Source organism: Pseudozobellia sp. WGM2 (assembly GCF_017810075.1).
Classification (GTDB): domain Bacteria; phylum Bacteroidota; class Bacteroidia; order Flavobacteriales; family Flavobacteriaceae; genus JADNYK01.
On the sequence record NZ_JADNYK010000007.1, the window covers coordinates 19,624 to 39,627 of the forward strand.

13 protein-coding genes are annotated in these 20,004 nt (G+C 41.6%); all 13 read right to left on the reverse strand.

All coding sequences use genetic code 11. The annotated features are described in order from the left end of the window. Positions 1-37 precede the first annotated feature (37 nt). Positions 38-2,749 (reverse strand): PVC-type heme-binding CxxCH protein, encoded by a 2,712-nt coding sequence (locus IV512_RS15500; RefSeq protein WP_209404976.1) that lies wholly within the window; start codon positions 2,747-2,749, stop codon positions 38-40. Between the two features lie 49 nt (positions 2,750-2,798). After that, positions 2,799-3,206, reverse strand: a complete 408-nt coding sequence (locus tag IV512_RS15505) for a cupin domain-containing protein (RefSeq protein WP_209404978.1) — start codon at positions 3,204-3,206, stop codon at positions 2,799-2,801. A gap of 10 nt (positions 3,207-3,216) precedes the next feature. Beyond that, entirely contained in the window at positions 3,217-4,077 is an 861-nt protein-coding gene (locus IV512_RS15510; RefSeq protein ID WP_209404980.1) for a phosphoenolpyruvate hydrolase family protein, read from the reverse strand. A 54-nt stretch (positions 4,078-4,131) separates the two neighbouring features. Next, positions 4,132-5,352 (reverse strand): Tm-1-like ATP-binding domain-containing protein, encoded by a 1,221-nt coding sequence (locus IV512_RS15515; RefSeq protein ID WP_209404982.1) that lies wholly within the window; start codon positions 5,350-5,352, stop codon positions 4,132-4,134. Between the two features lie 11 nt (positions 5,353-5,363). Then, entirely contained in the window at positions 5,364-6,347 is a 984-nt protein-coding gene (locus tag IV512_RS15520; RefSeq protein WP_209404984.1) for a glycoside hydrolase family 43 protein, read from the reverse strand. Between the two features lie 11 nt (positions 6,348-6,358). Then, entirely contained in the window at positions 6,359-7,531 is a 1,173-nt protein-coding gene (locus tag IV512_RS15525; RefSeq protein ID WP_209404986.1) for an aldose epimerase family protein, read from the reverse strand. A 12-nt stretch (positions 7,532-7,543) separates the two neighbouring features. Then, on the reverse strand, positions 7,544-9,247 hold the full coding sequence (locus IV512_RS15530) for an arylsulfatase (RefSeq protein ID WP_245224863.1): 1,704 nt from the start codon (positions 9,245-9,247) through the stop codon (positions 7,544-7,546). A 31-nt stretch (positions 9,248-9,278) separates the two neighbouring features. Beyond that, the gene (locus IV512_RS15535; protein WP_245224865.1) at positions 9,279-10,433 is read right to left on the reverse strand and encodes a glycoside hydrolase family 43 protein; all 1,155 of its coding nucleotides are present in this window, start codon (positions 10,431-10,433) and stop codon (positions 9,279-9,281) included. A 204-nt stretch (positions 10,434-10,637) separates the two neighbouring features. Then, the gene (locus tag IV512_RS15540; RefSeq protein ID WP_209404988.1) at positions 10,638-11,327 is read right to left on the reverse strand and encodes a DUF3823 domain-containing protein; all 690 of its coding nucleotides are present in this window, start codon (positions 11,325-11,327) and stop codon (positions 10,638-10,640) included. Positions 11,328-11,346: 19 nt separating this feature from the next. Continuing rightward, complete coding sequence (locus tag IV512_RS15545) at positions 11,347-13,236, reverse strand: RagB/SusD family nutrient uptake outer membrane protein (protein WP_209404990.1); 1,890 nt, start codon at positions 13,234-13,236, stop codon at positions 11,347-11,349. Between the two features lie 14 nt (positions 13,237-13,250). After that, entirely contained in the window at positions 13,251-16,370 is a 3,120-nt protein-coding gene (locus IV512_RS15550) for a TonB-dependent receptor (RefSeq protein ID WP_245224867.1), read from the reverse strand. A 636-nt stretch (positions 16,371-17,006) separates the two neighbouring features. Next, complete coding sequence (locus IV512_RS15555; RefSeq protein WP_209404991.1) at positions 17,007-18,125, reverse strand: family 43 glycosylhydrolase; 1,119 nt, start codon at positions 18,123-18,125, stop codon at positions 17,007-17,009. Positions 18,126-18,169: 44 nt separating this feature from the next. Beyond that, the gene (locus tag IV512_RS15560; RefSeq protein WP_209404993.1) at positions 18,170-20,002 is read right to left on the reverse strand and encodes a glycoside hydrolase family 2 protein; all 1,833 of its coding nucleotides are present in this window, start codon (positions 20,000-20,002) and stop codon (positions 18,170-18,172) included. Positions 20,003-20,004: the final 2 nt, after the last annotated feature.

Below are 20,004 nucleotides of genomic sequence, written 5' to 3' on the forward strand. Positions count from 1 at the left end.
TCTGTTATATTTCTGTTTATATATCGTTCTCACCTGGTTATGCCCCAGTGACCTGAACCTCTTTTTCACCATTGGGCATTACCATAATGACCCCTTGCATAAACCTCCAATGCCCAGGAAATGTACACACAAAAGGATATCGGCCCGGCTTGTTCGGTAAGTTGATGATAATGGAATCACTTTCATTCGGGGCAAGCATAGTGGTCGCACCCAAGACATAGCGAGAATTAGGAACGTAACCCATTTTTTCTGCTTCCGGGGTAGCCACAAACTCGTCTACCAAGGGTCCAAAAGCATCAAGGCTTTCAGGTCTTACAACCACTAAGTTATGTGGCATTTGATCTATATTCTTCAATTTGATTTCTATGGTTTGACCCGCTTTGGCAAAAAGTTCGGTTTGGTCAAAAGCCATTTCTTGGGGAACCGTTTTAAGATCAAAGACCACATCGGCCTTGGTCTCGCCCACTTTGCCGATACCCATATCGATGTATTGATCACCTCCGGTATTTTTACAGTGCAGCGCTATTACATTTTTGCCTTTCTTGAACAATTCGCTTTTGGCCTCATCAAGTTTAATGAACTTATAGTCTTGACCACTGGAACCGGATTCAGCCATCAATTTCTCGCCGTTGATAAAAACTTCATAGTCATCGTCGTGGGTAATCTTCAAGACTGGCTCTTCAATTGCTTCATTCAATTGAAACTCTTTTCTTAACCAGATGTCATTGGTATCCCAAAGAGATTTAGCTTTTTCGATGGCCTTGCCCCCGAAAAAAGCATCTCCCTTTTTCCAGTTCGATGTATTAAACTGCTCCGATGCCCAATCATCCCCGGGGTTTGTAGTCGTATATGACCATTGCGATGCACGCTCTTCGGCAGAAGGAACTATCATTTCTACGACAGCGGGATCAACCGTTTCATAATTCAATTCCCTAAAATATACCTTAGTTGCTGCATTCAGCCACTTGTCAGAACTATTGGATGCATCACCGGCCAATTTTTCCATGGCATTATAAAGTCCTGTTGATTCAGGAAGTTCAGATGCCCTAACTATTGCCGCCAATCGTACCTGAGGATTCGAGTCGGTCAATAATTTAGACCCTGCAAGTAATTCACTACCCGTCGTATCATTTGGCAACAAGGCCATTGCTGCTCTTTTCACCGCAAAGCTTCCATTTTCAAGCGCTTTTTTTAAAAGATCTTGCGTTTTGGCATCTTCCGCATCAAAGGCGCCCAAACCATCTAAAGTCCATAAGGCATGTAAAACGGGAGCATTGGTTTCATCATTCTCGCCCAAAACTTCCTCGGCCATAGCGGTTAATTCCCCAACTAGTTCTTTTCTGTCTCCTTCCACAATCAAGCGTTGCGCCGTGATTCGCCAAAAAAGATTGTCGCTTTTTAAAGCACTCAAAAGAGCTTCGTTGTCATCAGCGTCTAAGGATTTGATGGAATCATCAGTCTTATCGTCGTATTTGACAATGTAGATACGCCCATGCCCATAATCTCTTAGTTTATTGATGTGAGCATTACCCTCACCTTTGTCGGCATTCCATATTTGATTGTCCATTCCCCTTTTATCGGGATTATGCTGAATAACTGGATTGTACCAATCTGCAACCCAAAGATTGCCATCTGGCCCGGTTTCGGCAAAAACAGGAGCACACCATGCATCTGTACTGGCAAATATATTACCGCCATCAACTTCTTTATAACCGGCCCCATCCTTTACAATTTTGGCTACATGTACCAAATGCCCGGTAGGCTCAGCAACGTACATCTGGTTTCTATATTCTTTCGGATAATTGCCCGCTGTATAAAAGTTAGCGCCAGAAGCTGCGGTAAAACCACCTCGAACGTCAACCTGTTGTAGAGGAATGTCGGTAACCGGAGAAATTTCATAATGGCCTTGAATGAAATCGGCATTCAGGGCCCAAGAAGGTAACTTTTCTAAATATTCATAGTATTTTAGGGGAATACCTACATAACAAGCGTGGTTATTATTGGCCGTAGAACCGAATATTTCGAAGTTCTCGTTGTATCCCATTCCCCAAGTATTGTTATCGAACTGACCTACCGGTTCTAAGAAAGAACCGTCTTGGCCAAAGCGATAAACCCCTCTTTCGAACTTGACATTCTTATCACCGAAGGTATTTTCAAATCCGGAATATCCAACAGCACCCCATAAGGCATTATCAAGACCATACCTCAAACTTGAAGGCCCTGCATGGGTATCGAATGTACCGAAACCACCAAAAAGAACGGTGCGCTTGTCCATTTTGTCATCACCATCGGTATCTTCCAAAAAGACCATTTCGGGCGCCTGGGACACTATAGCGCCCCCCTTCACCAAAACGATTCCGGTGGTCAAACTTTGTACAGTAGCAAAGTCGGTAAACTTATCTGCCTTGCCGTCACCATCGGTATCCTCACATATGGTAATGCGGTCACCACCCACATCATTCGCCAAGTCGTGGGGATAATCTTTTGACTGCACTACCCATAGCCTTCCTTTCTCATCCCAAGTAAAGGCTATTGGGTTGATAATGTTCGGTTCGGCAGCAAAAAGATGTGCGCTAAAGCCTTCCGGTAACTGAATGTGCTTTTGTGAATCTTCAGGACTCAGTGGATCTTGTACCTTAGGATTTTCCCCCGTGTAGGTAAGAGGCGGTGGCGGTTCTTTCGTCTCGGTACAGGAATTGAGCCCCATACCCAAAATGGCCAAAAAAATGCCAGATCTAAATTTTATCATTCTTCTATATTCTTGATTAGTAAGTAGGCCTTTCAGGTAGGCCCTCGGTCTATTTTTTTCGGTAACTGGCGTAAGGTTCTTGTTGGCTCACATCAAGCGTACCTGCTTCCCAACCTTCTGGTGGCGACAATACGGCCAGAAACTCAAGATCACCCTTACCCGCATTAAAGGTGCTATGCACCACATCTTTATCTATATATATTGAATCACCCACTTCTAGATATTGCATTTCACCTTCAATCCATTGTTCGGCCCTTCCCTTAAGTATGTACAGTATTTCGTGCATATTAGGGTGCCGGTGAAAATCGTGGCCCATGCCCTCGGGCACTACCACTTTGACCATATAAGACTGTGCCCCTGCCATGGTCTCAGGGTGGTAATGCCAATAATGTAGCCTGCCAACGGTTTCTTCGAACATTAAATCTTCTTTCTTAACAAATTTCCATTGATCGGACATGTTCCAGTTTCTAAAGGGTTAACGATTTGAACTCTTTGGTCAAATTGGTCAAGGAAGCCTCAACACCCATTCTTTCCAAAGAGGAAGCACCCACAAAACCGTGCAAACCGTCAACGTGATCTAAGGTATAGCGCACATCTTCAGGAGTATTAATAGGTCCGCCGTGAGCCAAGAAGAAAGTATCTTTATTCGCTTTTTTTACAGCATGCACTATAGCTTGGGTGCGTTCCAGAGCAGCATCCATAGATACCGATGCCCCTGTTACCCCGATAGAACCACCTACTGTCGTACCCACGTGAGCTATAATGGCATCTGCCCCTGCATCGGCCATCTGAACCGCTTCTTCTGGCTTTGCCACGTAAACTATAGAAAATAGGTCCATACGAGTAGCTAAATCTACCATTGCCACCTCCTTCTGAAAGCTCATACCTGTTTCTTCCAGTACATTTCTAAAATGACCATCGATGATAGAATGGGTAGGAAAGTTGTTAACCCCTGAGAAACCCATGTCTTTTACTTGCCCCAAAAAGTGCCACATTCTTCTTCGAGGGTCGCTACCATGTACCCCACAGATTACGGGAACTTCTTCAACAACTGGCAAGACTTCAAACTCGCCGATTTCCATAGCGACCGCATTGGCGTCACCATAGGCCATCATACCGGCAGTTGAACCATGACCGCTCATTCTAAACCGTCCTGAGTTGTATATTATAATAAGGTCGGCCCCTCCTTTTTCTATAAACTTAGCACTAATTCCCGTGCCAGCCCCGGCCGCAATAATTGCTTTGTTTTGATCAACAACCTTTTTTAGGCGATCTCTTACTTCTTGTTTGGTATAGGGGTTTCCTTTTCCTGTCCACTTATTAGGCATACTTTGATATTTAATTTTGGTTATACTTATATTTTGTTTGAACTACTTTCGATTTTATTGATTCATTAGCAGCAATAACTCTTCGGTTATTACCTCGGCAAACTCAGGTGTGTTTACGTTTACATCTACCTCTACTACTTTTATTTTCGGATCTAAATGCTCACGGATAGACCTAAAAAGTTGTTTATCGGCCTGGGCATCATAAAATACCTCGCCCTTAGCTCCTATTTTAGATAATCCGTTCAAGGGAAGAACAACGGTTACGGCTTTTTTTGAACTGTTCAACCTTTCAGCCATTTGCCTCCCCAGTATACCGTTCTCTTCTTTATTCGTTCTCATGAGGGTTACGTCGGGTGCCCATGAGAACAAATGCCTGTGTTGGTATTTTTCAGGAACCGTACTTTTCGCGGCAAAATTCACCATATCAATACACCCGGGAACCACTACTTGTGGAAGGCCTATTTTTGAAGCAGCTTTTAATCTATGGGGACCAGCGCTACAGATACCCCCGCACAGCTCATCGGCCAATTCAGTGATCGTAAGGTCAAGTACGGCATCAAAAACACCTTCTTCCATTAAAGACTCCATCGTTTTGCCTCCACTGCCTACGGCATGAAAAGCCAGAACATCGTATCCTTTCGACTTTAAGATTTCAGAAGCCCTATTTGCACATACCGTGGTGTTACCAAATACACTAAGGGCTATATTACCTCTGGTATCGCTATCTTTCAAAGGCGCGATATTGGCCATTCCTAAAATGGCACCTGCAGCTTGATTGATCAACACCCTGCTTATACGATTAAGGCCCGCTACATCGACAATAGATGGCATAAGAACAATATCTTTATCCTCGATCTTTTCAGATAAATCTTTGGTGGCCAAAGTGCTCAAACACAGTTTTGGCACACCGAACGGTAGGGTTTTCATAGCTTCTATAGCCACAAAAGTACCGCCACCACCGCCCATTCCAACAACTGCATTTATCTCATTCTTTTGAAAAAGATTGATAAGAATTTGTCCCGCACCTTTACCCATAACAATGAGAGCCTCTCCTCTATCGTTCGCCTCCCTCAATGCTGCGATGTCTAGCTCTGCAGCTAATGCAACTTGATCAGCCTCAAAATTTACGGGAAATCGGTCGGTACTGCCTAAAACACCCGTATTAATGGAAACTACCTCAGCACCTCCTTTTGTCAAACAACTATGTAGGTAGGCAAAATCTTCTGCTTTGGTATCAAAACAGCCCACCATCGCCACCTTAGTCTTTTCACTCATATTCTTATTAATCATTTTTTGCCCTTAAGTTGCAAAAACCTAAATGTGTTTTTATCTATGCTTATTTCTTCGTGCCCTTCGTCACCGTCGCTAAATTCTAATTTGACCATTGCCGTACGTCTCGGCTGTACCTTTGAATCATCAAAATGAGTGTGAAAGACATAATACAAAGAACCGTCTTCATGCTCTAGAACATCGCCGTGGCCGGTTCCGTTGATTCCTAAAATCACTTTCGTAATAAAAGGTCCGTTTTTAGATTTGGTCCAAGGACCTAAAGGATGATCGCTAGTGGCATAGCCAACGGCATAATCAGGGTTACGAAAATCATTCGCGGAATAAATCATGTAATAAATTCCGTTTCTCTTCAAAATAGTTGGTCCTTCGGTTACAGGCCATTCACTATCCCACGTATTTTCCCAAGGCAATTCGCCAGAAATACATTCTTTTAAGGTCTCAGGTTTAATGGCCTCTAACGAGTCTTCAAGTTCAGCCACAAAAATTCGGTTACCCTCTGTCAACCTTACATGGTAAAGGTATTTTTTACCGTCATCATCAAAGTAGATAAAGGGATCGATTTGCCTTACAGCGGCCTGCAAGTCTTTCTTTTCTTTATTCTTAAAAGGACCGGAAGGATGGCTCGAAGTAGCCAATGCGATGTGCTCATCGGCAGTATAGGCCATATAATATTTAGAGTCGTACTCAAATATTTGTGGAGCCCAAAAGCCCTTTGTACCAAATGCATCTCCCTTTCTCATGGCCAACCCTTTTGATGGGCCAGATGGACCCTGCCAGTCAACTAAATCTTTGGAAGTGTAGACCAAGAAACCTTTATCCTTTCCCATTTTTGGATCTCCGGTGGTTCCATATAAATAATACGTACCATCTTCCTGAAAAATAGTCGGATCGGCCATCAAAGGATTTGCCAAGGAATCTTGACCATAACCGCTGAAAAGAAAGCCGATAAAAATGGGTAGAAAAGAAATGCTACATCTCATTGGTCGGTAATTTATTTAGTGGAAAAACGGTATTCAGTCATCGTATGATACTCTTCTCCCGGGTTTAATCTAATGGTTGGAAAATTCTTTTGGTTAGGCGAATCTGGGTAATGTTGGGTTTCAAGACAGAAAGCCGATCGATTTTCATCGCGTGCGCCCGACTTTAACTTATTCTCTGCATTCATGAAATTACCACTATAAAATTGTACGCCGGGTTCGGTCGTAAAGACTTCCATAACCACACCTGATTTGTCGCCTACTACCGTGGCGGCCTGCTTTAAAGAATTGTTCGTTTGATTGCTAAGAACGAAATTATGATCGTAGCCACCTCCATATTTAATCTGAGTATCTTCCGCTTCAATTCGCTCTCCTATTCTATGAGGCTCTGTAAAATCAAAAGGAGTATTCTCTACCGCTTTCAACTCACCCGTAGGAATCAAAGTTTCATCGACCGGGGTAAACTTATCGGCATACAAAATCATTTCATGGTCTAAAATGTTGCCACTGCCCTCTCCATTCAAATTGAAGTAAGCGTGATTGGTAAGGTTAACAATGGTCGGCTTGTCGGTCACGGCATCGTACTCAATTCTTAGGATGTTCGGCTTTATCAAGTGGTAAGTTACCTTCGCATCTAGAGCCCCAGGAAAACCTTCTTCCATATCTTCCGACAAATAATTCAGTACCAACGTGGTATCGTTGCTAGACTGTACTTTCCAAACTTTATCTTGAAAACCGTTCGGGCCTCCGTGCAAGGCATTTTTACCATTATTGGTCTCCACCGAATAATTCTTACCATCTATGCTGAATTTACCTCCTGCAATTCGATTGCCCACTCTTCCTATCAAAGCTCCGAAATAAGATTCCGGTCCATCGATATATTCTTTAACACTGCCACGTCCGATGACCACATCGACCCAATTACCCTTGGTATCCGGGGTAAATAGACCCACTATTCTTCCTCCATAATTGGTGATGGCTACTTCAATATCATCATTTTTAAGCCAATATAGTTTTACTTGATCACCATCGACAATCGTGTCAAAAGCCCCGGCATTAAGATTTCCGGCTCTGGCCTCCATAACCTCAGTGGCCTCTTCTTGTTCCGGTTGATCCTGCTTCTTTTCTTGTTTGCATGAAAAAACTACCGTTAGGAAAATGCCTAAAGCAACTAATTTCAGTTTCATAATTATCCTTTTTTAATTTGGAGCAGGGTAAACTTGGTATTTGCTAGCCAGTTCTTCCCATTCTTTCGCTAATTCTTTTAATTCTTCATGATGGGTAGCGGCCAAATTGACCTGTTCCGTTTTATCGTTCGATAGATTATAGAGTTCCCAAGGTTGTCCAGCATCTAACCTTACCAATTTTAAATCTCCTTTACGAAGTGCTTGAGAACCGAAATGTTCCCAAAAAAAAGTTTCTTGTGTGGGTCGATCGGTATTGCCTTTTAATAAAGGAATCAAACTGTTACCAGGAGTTGGGGTTATTGACCTTCCATCGAATTTTGTTGGATAAGTAGCACCAGATACATCTACACAGGTTGCCATAATATCACTAACATGGGCAGGCACTGTTCTCACCTCGCCATCATTCTTTAATTCTTTTGGCCACGACGCTATAAACGGAGTATTGATACCGCCTTCGAAGACTTTGGCCTTCCAAAACCGAAAGGGAGTATTTACGGAATGTGCCCACTGCGGACCGATACCTGAAAGAACGGTTTGTGGCCCGGGAAGCACTTCTTTGTCAACAGGAAATTGAACCATTTCGCCGTTTCGTGTACTGCCTGCCCTGTCGAAACCAGGGCCATATTTAGAGGGTCTTTCTGAACTCGCCCCGTTATCAGAGAGAAAGAGTACCAACGTATTTTCCAGTTCACCGGTTTCTTCGAGCTTTTTTATCAATTCGCCAATGGTTCTATCCATAATATCGACCATGGCAGCATGTACGGCCATAGCGCGTACATCCCATTCTTTATCAGAATTGTTTTCCCAATTTAATTTGGGAAACATAAATTCTGGCAATTGGGTATCTTCAGATATCAACCCCTTTTCAATCAAATTCTTATAACGTTCTTCCCTAATAGCTTGCCATCCCTTATCGTATTTATCAACATACTTTTGAATTATACTGTCAGGGGCTTGAAGCGGCCAGTGGGGAGCGCAATGGGCCACGTACAAGAAAAATGGATTTTCTTTTCTAGAAAACTCGCTTACATAGGCAACAGCCGAATCTCCTATAGCTTGCGTATGATAATAATCTTCGGGCACTTTTTCTACTGACTGGTTGCCATTGACCAAACTAAATGGATCAAAATAATCGACCACACCCCAGATATTGCCATAGAATTTATCGAATCCCCTTGCGGTTGGGTATGATTTTAAATCGGAAAATGGGCCGTAGTTTTCTTGATGAGCCAACCATTTGAGTTGTTTGTCGCCTCCTAGGTCCTTCGTCTCAGAAACATGCCATTTACCTACCATACCCGTTTGGTACCCTTCTTTTTTGAGTACCTCGGCAATGGTAACTGTATTTGCGTTCAATGTACCTTGATAACCCGGCAGACCTGCATCCATTGTCATTCTACCCAGACCCGCTTGGTGCGGATATAAGCCCGTGAGTAGAGAAGCTCTTGTGGGGCAACACCGGGAAGTATTATAAAATGAAGTAGACCTTACACCTGTTGCCGCCAGACAGTCTAAGTTCGGCGTATTTATTTCGCCACCGTAGCAACCTAAATCTGAAAAACCGAGATCATCGGCCATGATGATTACAATATTTGGCCTATCATCTTTACTAGGTCGAACTTTAAATGTTTGCGACTGAGCATCATCACCAAACGAAAAGAAGGCAATAACCAAAAGGCTTGATAAAACTATCGATATGTAGGTTGTAATTTTCAACACTAGCTTTTCGCCTTTGGGGGTTTAATTTTTAATTCTCTAAGGGTTTTGGAATCGATTCCGTGGTTGGGCCATCTACTATTAAAGTACCGTCTTCTTCAATATTCATCTTATCTATAAAAACAACTCTATTTTCACCCATTGCCTTCGTTCGACCATGGTACATGGTATACATTTTTTTTCCGCCATTAAGTGACAAAACCATATTATGGCCGGTACCGGTAACATCGCCACCCTTATCTATATTCTTTTGTAAAACAGGATTGTTATCTGCCTTTTGATACTTACCTAATGGTGAATTAGATGTGGCATAACCCACCGCATAATTCGGCCCTGCGTAATGATTTGCCGAATACATCATATAATAGGTTCCGTTATGTTTAAAGGTAAAAGATCCTTCCGTCCATCTTCTATTTACTTCCCCCGAAGTAACCGAACGGCTTTCCCATTCGGCATTACGATCATTCATTTCAAGTGGTGGCCTAAGTAGTAATTGGGGTTCACCGATAACACTTTTAAAATCAGCTGCCAATTCTACCCCATAGACCCAACTTTCTTCAATTTCATCGTAGAGCCCTTCTTCTTTGGCCCATTGAGAAATCTCGCTCTCTACAGGATGTTTATAGCAAACCCTCGAATAATAAAGGTAAAATTTACCATCGTCATCTTTAAAGACATTCGCATCGATAATAGGATACCCGGGATCAAATAAAGGTTGGTCGGTCAAATCTTTAAAAGGACCTTTAGGACTATCGGAAACGGCCACCCCAATCTTGAAATTTTCAAGTTCATCGTTGGGATTATCCTTGTCATCCGCGCTGAAAAATAAGAAGTACTTGGCTCCGAATTTATATACTTCGGGTGCCCAAAAGTTCTTTTGAGTCCAAGAAGCTTCAATATTTCCTTCATAAATACGGCCCTCGAACTTCCAGTTCACCAAATCATTCGATGAATAGGTAGCAAAGCCATTTTCTACTTGGCCCGTTCCATACATATAAAAAGTGCCATCGCCATTGTCCAAGACAAACGGATCCCCAAATTCTACTTTAAGGGGATTCGTAAATGTTGAAATGGCCGCTTCTTCATTTGAAACCTTGTTTTTCACTTTATCTTTACATGAAAGAAAGGTCAAAATCACGGCCATAATTGCTAGCCCGAATTTATAGTACTTTAAATTATAGTTCAACTACTTCTCTCTTTATAATTCTACATATATTTTAGACCAAATTGCTTGAAATTAAAGAATAGTAGGATATATTGAATACCGGACTCCAACTACAAAGTCCGGTAAAACCTCAATATAAGTAACTACTAACTCAACATTAGCCATATTTAAGAAACTTCCTTCTTCTAGCATCGTTCAACCTAACAACAGTCTGGAAGCTTTATTTTAAAATGTCAGTTTTTCAACTGGGGTATAGATCATATCTTCAACACCCTCGACCTTTACCCCTATTCTAGCAAATATGTAATCTTGATCGGGTTTTTTGGCATCCTCTGGGATATCAACAGACATAGATAAATTGCTTAAATCACTTAAATCAGCATCTACCTGAGCAACACTACCCTCTCCACCGCTATTGGTATCTACAAACTGGGTTCTATTGATTACCAAGGTAACACGTTCTACATTTCTGCCATTTGCTCCAGTTATTATTTGATCAACCTCACAGTTAGCACTTACCGTACCGGAAGCATGGGAAAACTGGGCACCGCGAATCATGTAATACGGAGTTACGTTAAGATCCATAGATTTACCTCCATCTACACCAAAATACAAGGTATCTGAAGATGCTCTGAAAGGTCCTTCACCCGGACGGAAAATTAACTTATAATCGCCGGAAAACAGTCTACTGCTAAAACTTCCGTCTTGTGCTATAGCCACATCGATAGGCGCCGGGCTACCATAGCCCGATTGCCATAACTCGAATCTTACCTGATTTCTAGCGACTGGTATCGCTTGACCCTCGTATACAATATTTCCGGTAAAAGTAGCATCTGGCTCATTGAAGTTATCCAATTCACATGAGGTGGCAACCACCAGTACAAGTAATGCCAGTATATAAAATTTAACTTTCATATTCTTTAGTTTTCTAGTTTTATTGATTAGGATTTCTAACCAGTTTCGGGTTATTATTTATCAGGTTCTGACCGATTTCAGAATAATAGTTTCCTAAACGGAATCTATCGGATCCGGTAATTCGTGAAAGTCTATTGATCCTGTACAACCATTTACCATCATTGGGATCACCTGGATTGTAATACTTATAGGGCCAGATATTATAGGGTTGCGTTTCTCTTTTGGTGGCAACACCGATGTTCTCTGTAACCTCTTCAGGCGAAATCGGGTTACCATCCAAAATAACATGAGCCAGTCTCCATCTTTTTAAATCAAAGAAGTGAAGGCCTTCAAAAGCTAATTCGACATAACGCTCATGCACTATCTTATCGAAGGTGATATCAGCTGCGGTCAAAGGAACAGTAAGACCTGCTCTTTCACGCACATCATTGAGATACTCGGCAGCCAGTTCAGGCCGACTTAGTTCAAAAGCAGCTTCGGCGGCGTTCAACAACACCTCTGCAAAACGATATCTTATAAACCAAACATCACTTTGAGTACCCCTTCTACCTGATCCCGTTGCTGGGTCTTGGTACTTTCTGATATAAAAACCGGTCTGGGCCGTAAACTCAAGACCATCAATGGGTCCGTCAAAACCTACGACCTGTACTTGGCCTTCCATTCCAGGAAGTTCTTTTTGCTGACCTCTTGAATCACCGCTGACAACAGATCCATCTGCCAATACTACACCGGCCCAAATATCAACATCTGTTGATTTGAAAGTACTACCGGGCAAAATAACCGTGCCCGCCAGGCGAGCATCCCTACCTTGAAAAATATCACCAATGTTATCAAAATATACCGGAGCCCCGCCAACTTCATTTTCAAGTGGAGCATAGGTGCCATCCAACAGTTCAAACGATTGAACAAACTGTAAACTTGGGTTGATACGCCCACCTTCTTCTTCTTCGGCTCCGAATCTTGGCTGGTTAACGATGGTATAACCATGTGTTTTACCACCACCTACAAGATAATCTTCTACAAAAATAGCTTCCGGGTTGTTCGCCTTGTCATAAAATATACTGGAGAAGTTATCAGAAAGGTCAGGCTTCTTGGTATAAAGACCATAGCCACCTGCTTCACCATTAATAATTGCTTCGGAAGCTTCCAAAGCTTTGGTATAGTATTCATTGGCTCTTGATGCCGGTATGCCTACTTCGTCACCGGGTAATGAAACCTGTGGTGTAGTCGCGCCATATTTGGCTATTGAAGCGGCATAGAGCGCAGCTCTGGCTTGCATGGCCAGAACTGCACCTTTGGTAGCCCTTGATTTGGTATTGGCATCGTTTGGCAATATATCTTTCAATGCTTCAGCCTCGCTTATGACAAAATCATATATAGCTGCCTCTGTTTCCCGAGGATGTTGTAAATAAGAAGCATCACCACTAAAATCATAGGTTTCAGATTCTAGAATGAGTGGAACACCTCCCATACGCTTGACCAATTCAAAATAATAGGAAGCCCTCAAAAACCTAGCTTCGGCCAAAAAACGAGTCTTATCTTCTTCGGTCAATTCGGTAGCTTCTGAACATCTCTCCAAAAAAAGATTAATTTCCCTTATATACGCATAGTCCCAAGTGCCCCAAGCACCGTAACCCCAACCATCGTTCTGAAATTCTGGGTATCGACCCGCTTCAGACCAATAGGCCACATTGAATCGGGCCATTGTAGACCAATCTTCTACCGTACCAAAGTCATAGTACCTATTATAAAGGTCGGCCAATACAGAAAGTGTAGTTTTTGGATCGGAAAATATCTGTTCTTGTGTCAAAATCGAGGTTGAAGGCCGATCCAAAAACTCTTCATCGTTTTTAGAGCAACTCCAAATTGCTAAACTGGCAATTAACAGTAAATAAATATGCTTTTTCATTTTACGATTATTTTTTAGATAGAAAGGTTCACCCCTACATTTACAAATTTGTTTTGCGGATATTGCAATCCGTTCTCTTCATTGACCTCGGGGTCAATGCCGAACTCCGATAAATTATCTATTGAGAACAGGTTATAGCCATTGATGTAAAAGCGAGCTTTTTGCAAACCAACTTTATCAAGCCACGGCTGAGGTAATGAATACCCTAATTCAAGGGTTCGTGCCCGGAGATACTTAACATTGTGCATCCAAAACGAAGATACCCTGTAATTACTGTGGTATCCGGCATTATACCGTAACGCTGGATAAGTACCAGCCACCCATGTGCTATTGGGGTCGGCCGGATCTTGCCTTGACCAACTATCTAAAAATAGTGTATTAAGGGCACCTTGGTTTTGGAATGCCCAACGTGTTTCATAATGCTGTATCCATGAATAACCCGAACCTCCTGAAAAGTCAGCGGTAAAATCGACCCCCTTGTAACCTAATCGAATATTCAATCCGAAATTTACATTTGGTTGTTTGCCAAAACTATAACCTATAGGCTTTTCATCATAACCATCGATTTTCTTGTCTCCATTGATATCTTCATAGATTAAATCGCCTGGCAGTAGAGTTCTGTTACCTTGCCCATCGATATCCACTGGATGATTATTGATTTCTTCTTGCGTCTCAAATTGACCGATGGCATTGGCCCCCCAACGAATATCATTGTAACGGCCTTCGCCAGAGACTCTATATTCTTGCCATGAATTTTCAAACCTCGGCTTGTACGATTCAATAAACTTACCTCTAGAGAAAGCACCGTTAGCAGAGACACTGAGATTGAAATCACCAAAGTTGTCGTTATAGCTCAAAGAACCTTCAAAGCCGGACTGAGCGTCACTGTTTACATTCTCATCGGGCAGTGAATAACCAAGTTCACTCGGTATCAAAATATCATATTTGAAACCACGCAAGCCAGTTCTCAACCGGTAGAACCAATCATACGACCCAGTCACCTTACCATCGAAAAGGGCAAAATCGAAACCGATATCGGTTATCTTACTTTTAAACCAAGTAAGATTATCGACTATTTGACCTTTATCCCTGGCACTTACAACTGGTTCCCCATTTAGAATTGCGGTACCCACATTGTAGTTATAACCCGGTAAATAGTCGTAAGCACCAATACCAATATCGTCATCACCCAAAATACCATAAGATGCTCTAAGCTTAAATTCGGTTACCCATGGGTCGTCGCCTGCAATATATTCGTACCAATCTTCTTCGGTCAACCTCCAACCTATAGACCCGGACGGAAAGAAACCAGTTCTTTTTGAGGGTGCAAACTTCCAAGACTTATCTTGACGACCAGAAATTTCCAAGAAATACTTCTGTTTATAATTATAATTGAACTTACCGATATAGCCGATTCGTGCAATTTCACCATCGTAGTCATTAAACTCCACTAAATTCGCAAAGTATATTAAGGGAAGTATATTATTCTCAGGTACCGAGCGCATCCATTGATTCTGATCCCGCTCCTCTTGTCGTTCTACTATGAACAGCCCTTCTACATTATGGTCTTTTTCTTGTCCAAAAGCTTTTTTATATTGTGCTTGACCTTGATACACATTTTTAATGATTTTTCGATTTCTACGCTCACGCCAGGGGTTGGTACTACCGCCGGTAACATTATAAGCATCGTTTTCAGCATCATAAGTATAAGCCTCATAGGTATACTCATGGCCGTTCAACACCTGATCTTGTATAGAGTATGAATAGGTGCCCTTAACCGATAGCCCTTCCAACACCCCTCCAAACTGGTATTCTGCGTTAAAATTTGATTGTAGAACCCTCCATATATCAGTCGAATAGCCACCGATTTTTTTATTGTGTAGAGCCCAATTGGTTTCATTATGCCCGATGTCATTAAGATATTCCGGGTTGTCATTAGCATAAGGCCTTTCAAAAGGTCTGTTACGCAAAATGGCAAAGCGAGGCAACCAATAATCATCGGCACCGGGAATACCCGGGTTATCGGTTGTTTCAATTCTTCCGTTAATCTGTACACCAACCTTTAAACGGTCTGTAATATTGGCATCTAGATTGCTTTGAATGTTGGTACGTTCGAAATTAAATTCAGGACCTAGTACGGCCTCTTGCTTTAGATGTGTTCCCGAAATATAATAATTGATTTTATCAGAACCTCCGGTGGTACTCAGATTAACACTATATAACGGAGCATTTTTCTTTATAATAAAATCTTTCCAATTGAAAGAACGGTAACCTGGCTCGGTTCCCACCCTGTACTTTTCGAGTTCTTCAGGGGTTATCTGGGTCTCTCCAAATTCATTTAAATCAGCCTCTGACTTTTTGCTCATATAGAGGTACGAGTCATTAACCGTTTCTGGAAAGCGAGACCAATTCTGCGCCCCGTAATAAGCATTTACGTTCACCACATTTTTTGAGTTCTTTTTACCACGTTTGGTAGTAACGACTACTACACCATTTGCCGCCCTCACCCCATAAATGGCCGCGGCAGCATCTTTCAGCACGGAAATACTCTCGATATCACCTGGCGAAATATTGTTAAACTGTCTCTCGTCTTGTTGAATGCCATCAATAATAAACAAGGGGTTGCCCATGTTTCTGATCTGAACCGTAGCAGAGGCTCCTGGTCTACCATCGGGCATCTTAAAGGTTACACCAGAGATTTTACCAGCTAGACCCGAACTTACAGAGGAACCGGCATGCACATTCTCCAAATCTTCACTGGTTACTGTAGAAATTGCTGCTGTAATCGACTTCTTGTCCTGAGTCGAATAACCTGTAACAACAACTTCATCAAGAGCAGCTACATCGTCGTTCATTTGAACATCTATGGTTGTTCGACCATCAACGGGCACTTCCATTTTTTGAAACCCGATGTAACTGAACGTTAAAGTGGCGTCTGCTGGAGCACTTATTTCGTAGTTTCCGTCGAAATCTGTGGTCACACCCGTAGTGGTGTTTTTAATGATAATAGATACACCAGGTAACGGCCCGCCATCGGAAGCAGATGTTACGTTACCTGTAACCGAAGATGCATCTTGACCGTAATTTGAATGTACCATCGCACATATCAAAAACACAGATAGAATAATCTTCATTAGTATACTAGTTTGTGGTTTTTTCATTGTTTTTCATTTTTGAAAGATTGCTTAGAAGTTAGTTGCGTCTGTTGAGTGAAGTGACATATTCTTATATTGAGCAATGTTTCAGTGATTTATTTTCATTGATTCTTGGTTTAATTAATTTTTTAATTAAAATTCGGTTCGATGATTATCAAATTGTCAACTATCAAATAAACTCAATTAAGACGGGTACCTACATTTATAGCGTTTCATTCTATCGTACAAATCGGTCAATTCTTAAGAGAAGGTTAAGAAATCGTGAGCAATGCAACATTTTGTTGCACATTGGAACAAATGGTGCTGAAGCAACAGTAAGACACTATAAATCAACCTTTAATAATAACATCTACGACCTGTTTCAACTAGCTATGAATTAAAATATCTCTAGGATTTCTATGGGCAATGCAGCGGAAAATACCTGAACACTATAATTAAAATAGCCTATAACCAAACACAAGTTTCTAACGCATATAAAGAAGCACTGGGTTTTGTTCTGATCAAGAGGGGGATGACAATTAGATGTTGTAGACAGGAAGTTGCAGGCAACTTTATGGGGAGAGAAAAAGAGAGTAGTGATGTAAATAAAAAAATCGTGTAATTACCGACTACCAGCTACTTATTAGAGACTGTTCCCGACGGTTTTATAAGCCGTTTTGAAGTAGAAAATGGAAAGCCTAGAATGGGCATATCGTCTGACGACCAATTGATTTTTTGTGCTCTAGGTGAACGTTTGTCACTACAGCCACCAATAGGAGTATCATTGGCATGATACAATATCCAGTCTTCGGTACCATCCGGGCTTTTGAAAAAGGAGTTGTGCCCGGTTCCGAACACAGATTTCTCTTTCGACTGTTGAAAAATAGGGTCTTCCGATTTTGACCATGACGATTTTTTCATGGGGTCATCATTCTTATTCATCGTCAAAAGGCCAAGGGCATAATAGGGAGTCCAACATCCGCTTGCGGAATAAACAATATGCACCTTACCTCCATGAGCTAACATTTGGGGTCCTTCATTAACGTATACCGGAGCGTCCGGTTTCCAAACTCCTGGATAATGCCAATTTCTTTCCCACTCATGTTCGGGAGTACTTATCAATACCCGATCAGAACTTATTGTATAGGGGTTAGACATTGTAGCGATATAAATATTCTGGGTCTCTTCACCTCCATCAGTTTTGGGATCTTCCCAACCAGACCAAATAAAGTAGAGCTGGTCTTGATGTTTAAAAATACTTCCGTCAATGGCCCAATTATCATTTTGGTCAGTTTTAAGTTTAGATTTCACTTTGAACTCACCTTTGAACGGATCGGCAGAACTATTATCTATAACGAACATTCGGTGATTTCGATTATCTCCGTCATCCCCTGCCACATAGATGTACCAGTGTCCATCAATATTATGAATTTCAGGGGCCCAGATGTTTCGAGAATGATCACCGGTTTCTGGAGCCCGCCAAATTACCTTCGACTCCGCATTTCTTAAATCAGTGATATCAGCAGTTCGCATCAAGGTAATAGCATTATCACCTGACTTTATGTAATAAAAATTTCCTTCGTGATAAATGGTCCAAGGGTCTGCACCACTATCCAATAGCGGATTCGTGAAATAGCCAGGTGATTTTTCATCCTCTTGAATAAGCCCTGTATCCGATGGTTCGGCAGCTTCCTTTTCAGATTCCTTACAAGAGAAAAAAACCAAAAGAAATACGAAGGGCACTAACTGTCTCATAAAAAAGCTAATTGTTACAATAATCTGGTCTAGTAACCCAAGAATTAATTTAAAGTATTGATGATTTCTTGGTTAATTTTCTTGACTTCCTTGATATTCATTTTGTCTATCTTTCTATCATAGGTCATAAAACCGTTAACTTCACCTTCTACGTCAGTCGTTTGTGTATAGACCGCCCCAGAAAAACCTGATTTGACCAAGTTTTTGAGCTCTTTCGCATACTTGATATATTCATCGGTAGTTTCTTTGGAGTTTTTGAATTTTATATACCCCCAGTTATTATCCGGTTTCCATAAATGCCCTTTTAAGGGTAAGCCGATTCCTCCATACTCACCTAAGACATTTACCCTTTGCGCATCGTATAAATACATGGCCGGGCCAGGGTAATTATGTAAATCGACAATATCACCCGTACGATAAAAATTGCCCCCACTGGCTGAATTCACAAGTCTACTTTGGTCATAAGCTTTTGTCCATTCTGTAATCTCTTCCGTTTTGAACTGACCCCATGCCTCATTGAAGGGAACCCAGGTCACAATGCTAGGATGGGAATAGAGATAATCCATAATACCCTTCCATTCTTTACGATAGATTTCTTCTGACTCAGCAGATCTTTTGAATTCTGTACCTGTGAAATAGTTGTGGTTTTGCCATTGCGGACTTTTATCACCGCTAGGCATATCTTGCCAAACTAAAATGCCGAGTCTATCACAATGGGTATACCATCTTGCAGGCTCAACCTTTACATGCTTTCTGATCATATTGAACCCAAGTTCTTTGGTCTTTACAATATCGTATTTGAGAGCCTCATCTGTAGGAGCTGTATACAAACCATCGGGCCACCAACCTTGATCCAAGGGGCCAAATTGAAAATAATCTTTATTGTTCAGCTGCATGCGTACTATACCATAGTCATCTTTCTTCATGGATATCTTACGCATTCCGAAATAACTCTTTACTTCGTCAACTTGCTCATTTTTGCTATGCAACTTAACTTGTAGGTCATAAAGAAATGGAGATTCTGGCGACCATAATTTTGCATTTGGAATACTTAAAACAGTTTCTTGCCCCACATTTGCCTTTGCGGATGCAATCGTAGTTGCACCGTCCATAGCCAAAACCTCAACAATATCACCGTAAGAGGTTCCCTCAGTTTCAACTTTTATGCTTATCGTGTTATTATCAATATCGGGAACCGTCTTCAAGCTTACTATGTTTTTAGTATTCACAGGCTCTATCCACACGGTTTGCCAAATTCCTGTGACGGGAGTGTACCAGATACCCTCTGGCTTTTTCACCTGTTTGCCGCGAGGTTGAGGACCTTCATCAGTCGGATCCCAAACTTTAACGGTCAAAACCTGCTCTGAACTTTGTATGAAAGGCGTTATGTCAAAAGAAAAAGGAGTATAACCGCCCGTATGCGAACCTACTTTTACGTCATTGATCCAGATATCAGCTTTCCAATCGACCGCTCCAAAATGTAAGAGAATGTCTTTTTCATTCCAATCAGCGGGAATTTCAAATTTAGTCTGATACCACAGTTCATTTTGCGAACCAACTTCTTTCATTACGCCAGATAGACTAGATTCAGCAGCAAAAGGAACTAAAATTTTTCCATCAAAACTATCAGGCAATTGTGTCCCTTTTTTCAAAATGCTATAATCCCACAACCCGTTCAAATTTTTCCATTCCGAACGTTCCATTATCGGCCTAGGATATTCTGGCAGCACGTTGGTCACATCAATATTCTCGGCCCATTTGGTCTTAATTTTATCGCCGGCTGGGCTATATTGTGCCATAAAGGCAACTGACCTTAACAAGAATACAAATAATATAACACGGTCTAGTTTAATCGAAAGCTGATTACAAAATTTCATCG

Coding starts and splice junctions, on each gene's coding strand:
- IV512_RS15510 (WP_209404980.1), bottom strand. CDS start 4,077: ATGCCTAATAAGTGGACAGGAAAAGGAAACCCCTATACCAAACAAGAA.
- IV512_RS15520 (WP_209404984.1), bottom strand. CDS start 6,347: ATGAGATGTAGCATTTCTTTTCTACCCATTTTTATCGGCTTTCTTTTC.
- IV512_RS15515 (WP_209404982.1), bottom strand. CDS start 5,352: ATGAGTGAAAAGACTAAGGTGGCGATGGTGGGCTGTTTTGATACCAAA.
- IV512_RS15555 (WP_209404991.1), bottom strand. CDS start 18,125: ATGAGACAGTTAGTGCCCTTCGTATTTCTTTTGGTTTTTTTCTCTTGT.
- IV512_RS15525 (WP_209404986.1), bottom strand. CDS start 7,531: ATGAAACTGAAATTAGTTGCTTTAGGCATTTTCCTAACGGTAGTTTTT.
- IV512_RS15550 (WP_245224867.1), bottom strand. CDS start 16,370: ATGAAGATTATTCTATCTGTGTTTTTGATATGTGCGATGGTACATTCA.
- IV512_RS15500 (WP_209404976.1), bottom strand. CDS start 2,749: ATGATAAAATTTAGATCTGGCATTTTTTTGGCCATTTTGGGTATGGGG.
- IV512_RS15560 (WP_209404993.1), bottom strand. CDS start 20,002: ATGAAATTTTGTAATCAGCTTTCGATTAAACTAGACCGTGTTATATTA.
- IV512_RS15505 (WP_209404978.1), bottom strand. CDS start 3,206: ATGTCCGATCAATGGAAATTTGTTAAGAAAGAAGATTTAATGTTCGAA.
- IV512_RS15545 (WP_209404990.1), bottom strand. CDS start 13,236: ATGAAAAAGCATATTTATTTACTGTTAATTGCCAGTTTAGCAATTTGG.
- IV512_RS15540 (WP_209404988.1), bottom strand. CDS start 11,327: ATGAAAGTTAAATTTTATATACTGGCATTACTTGTACTGGTGGTTGCC.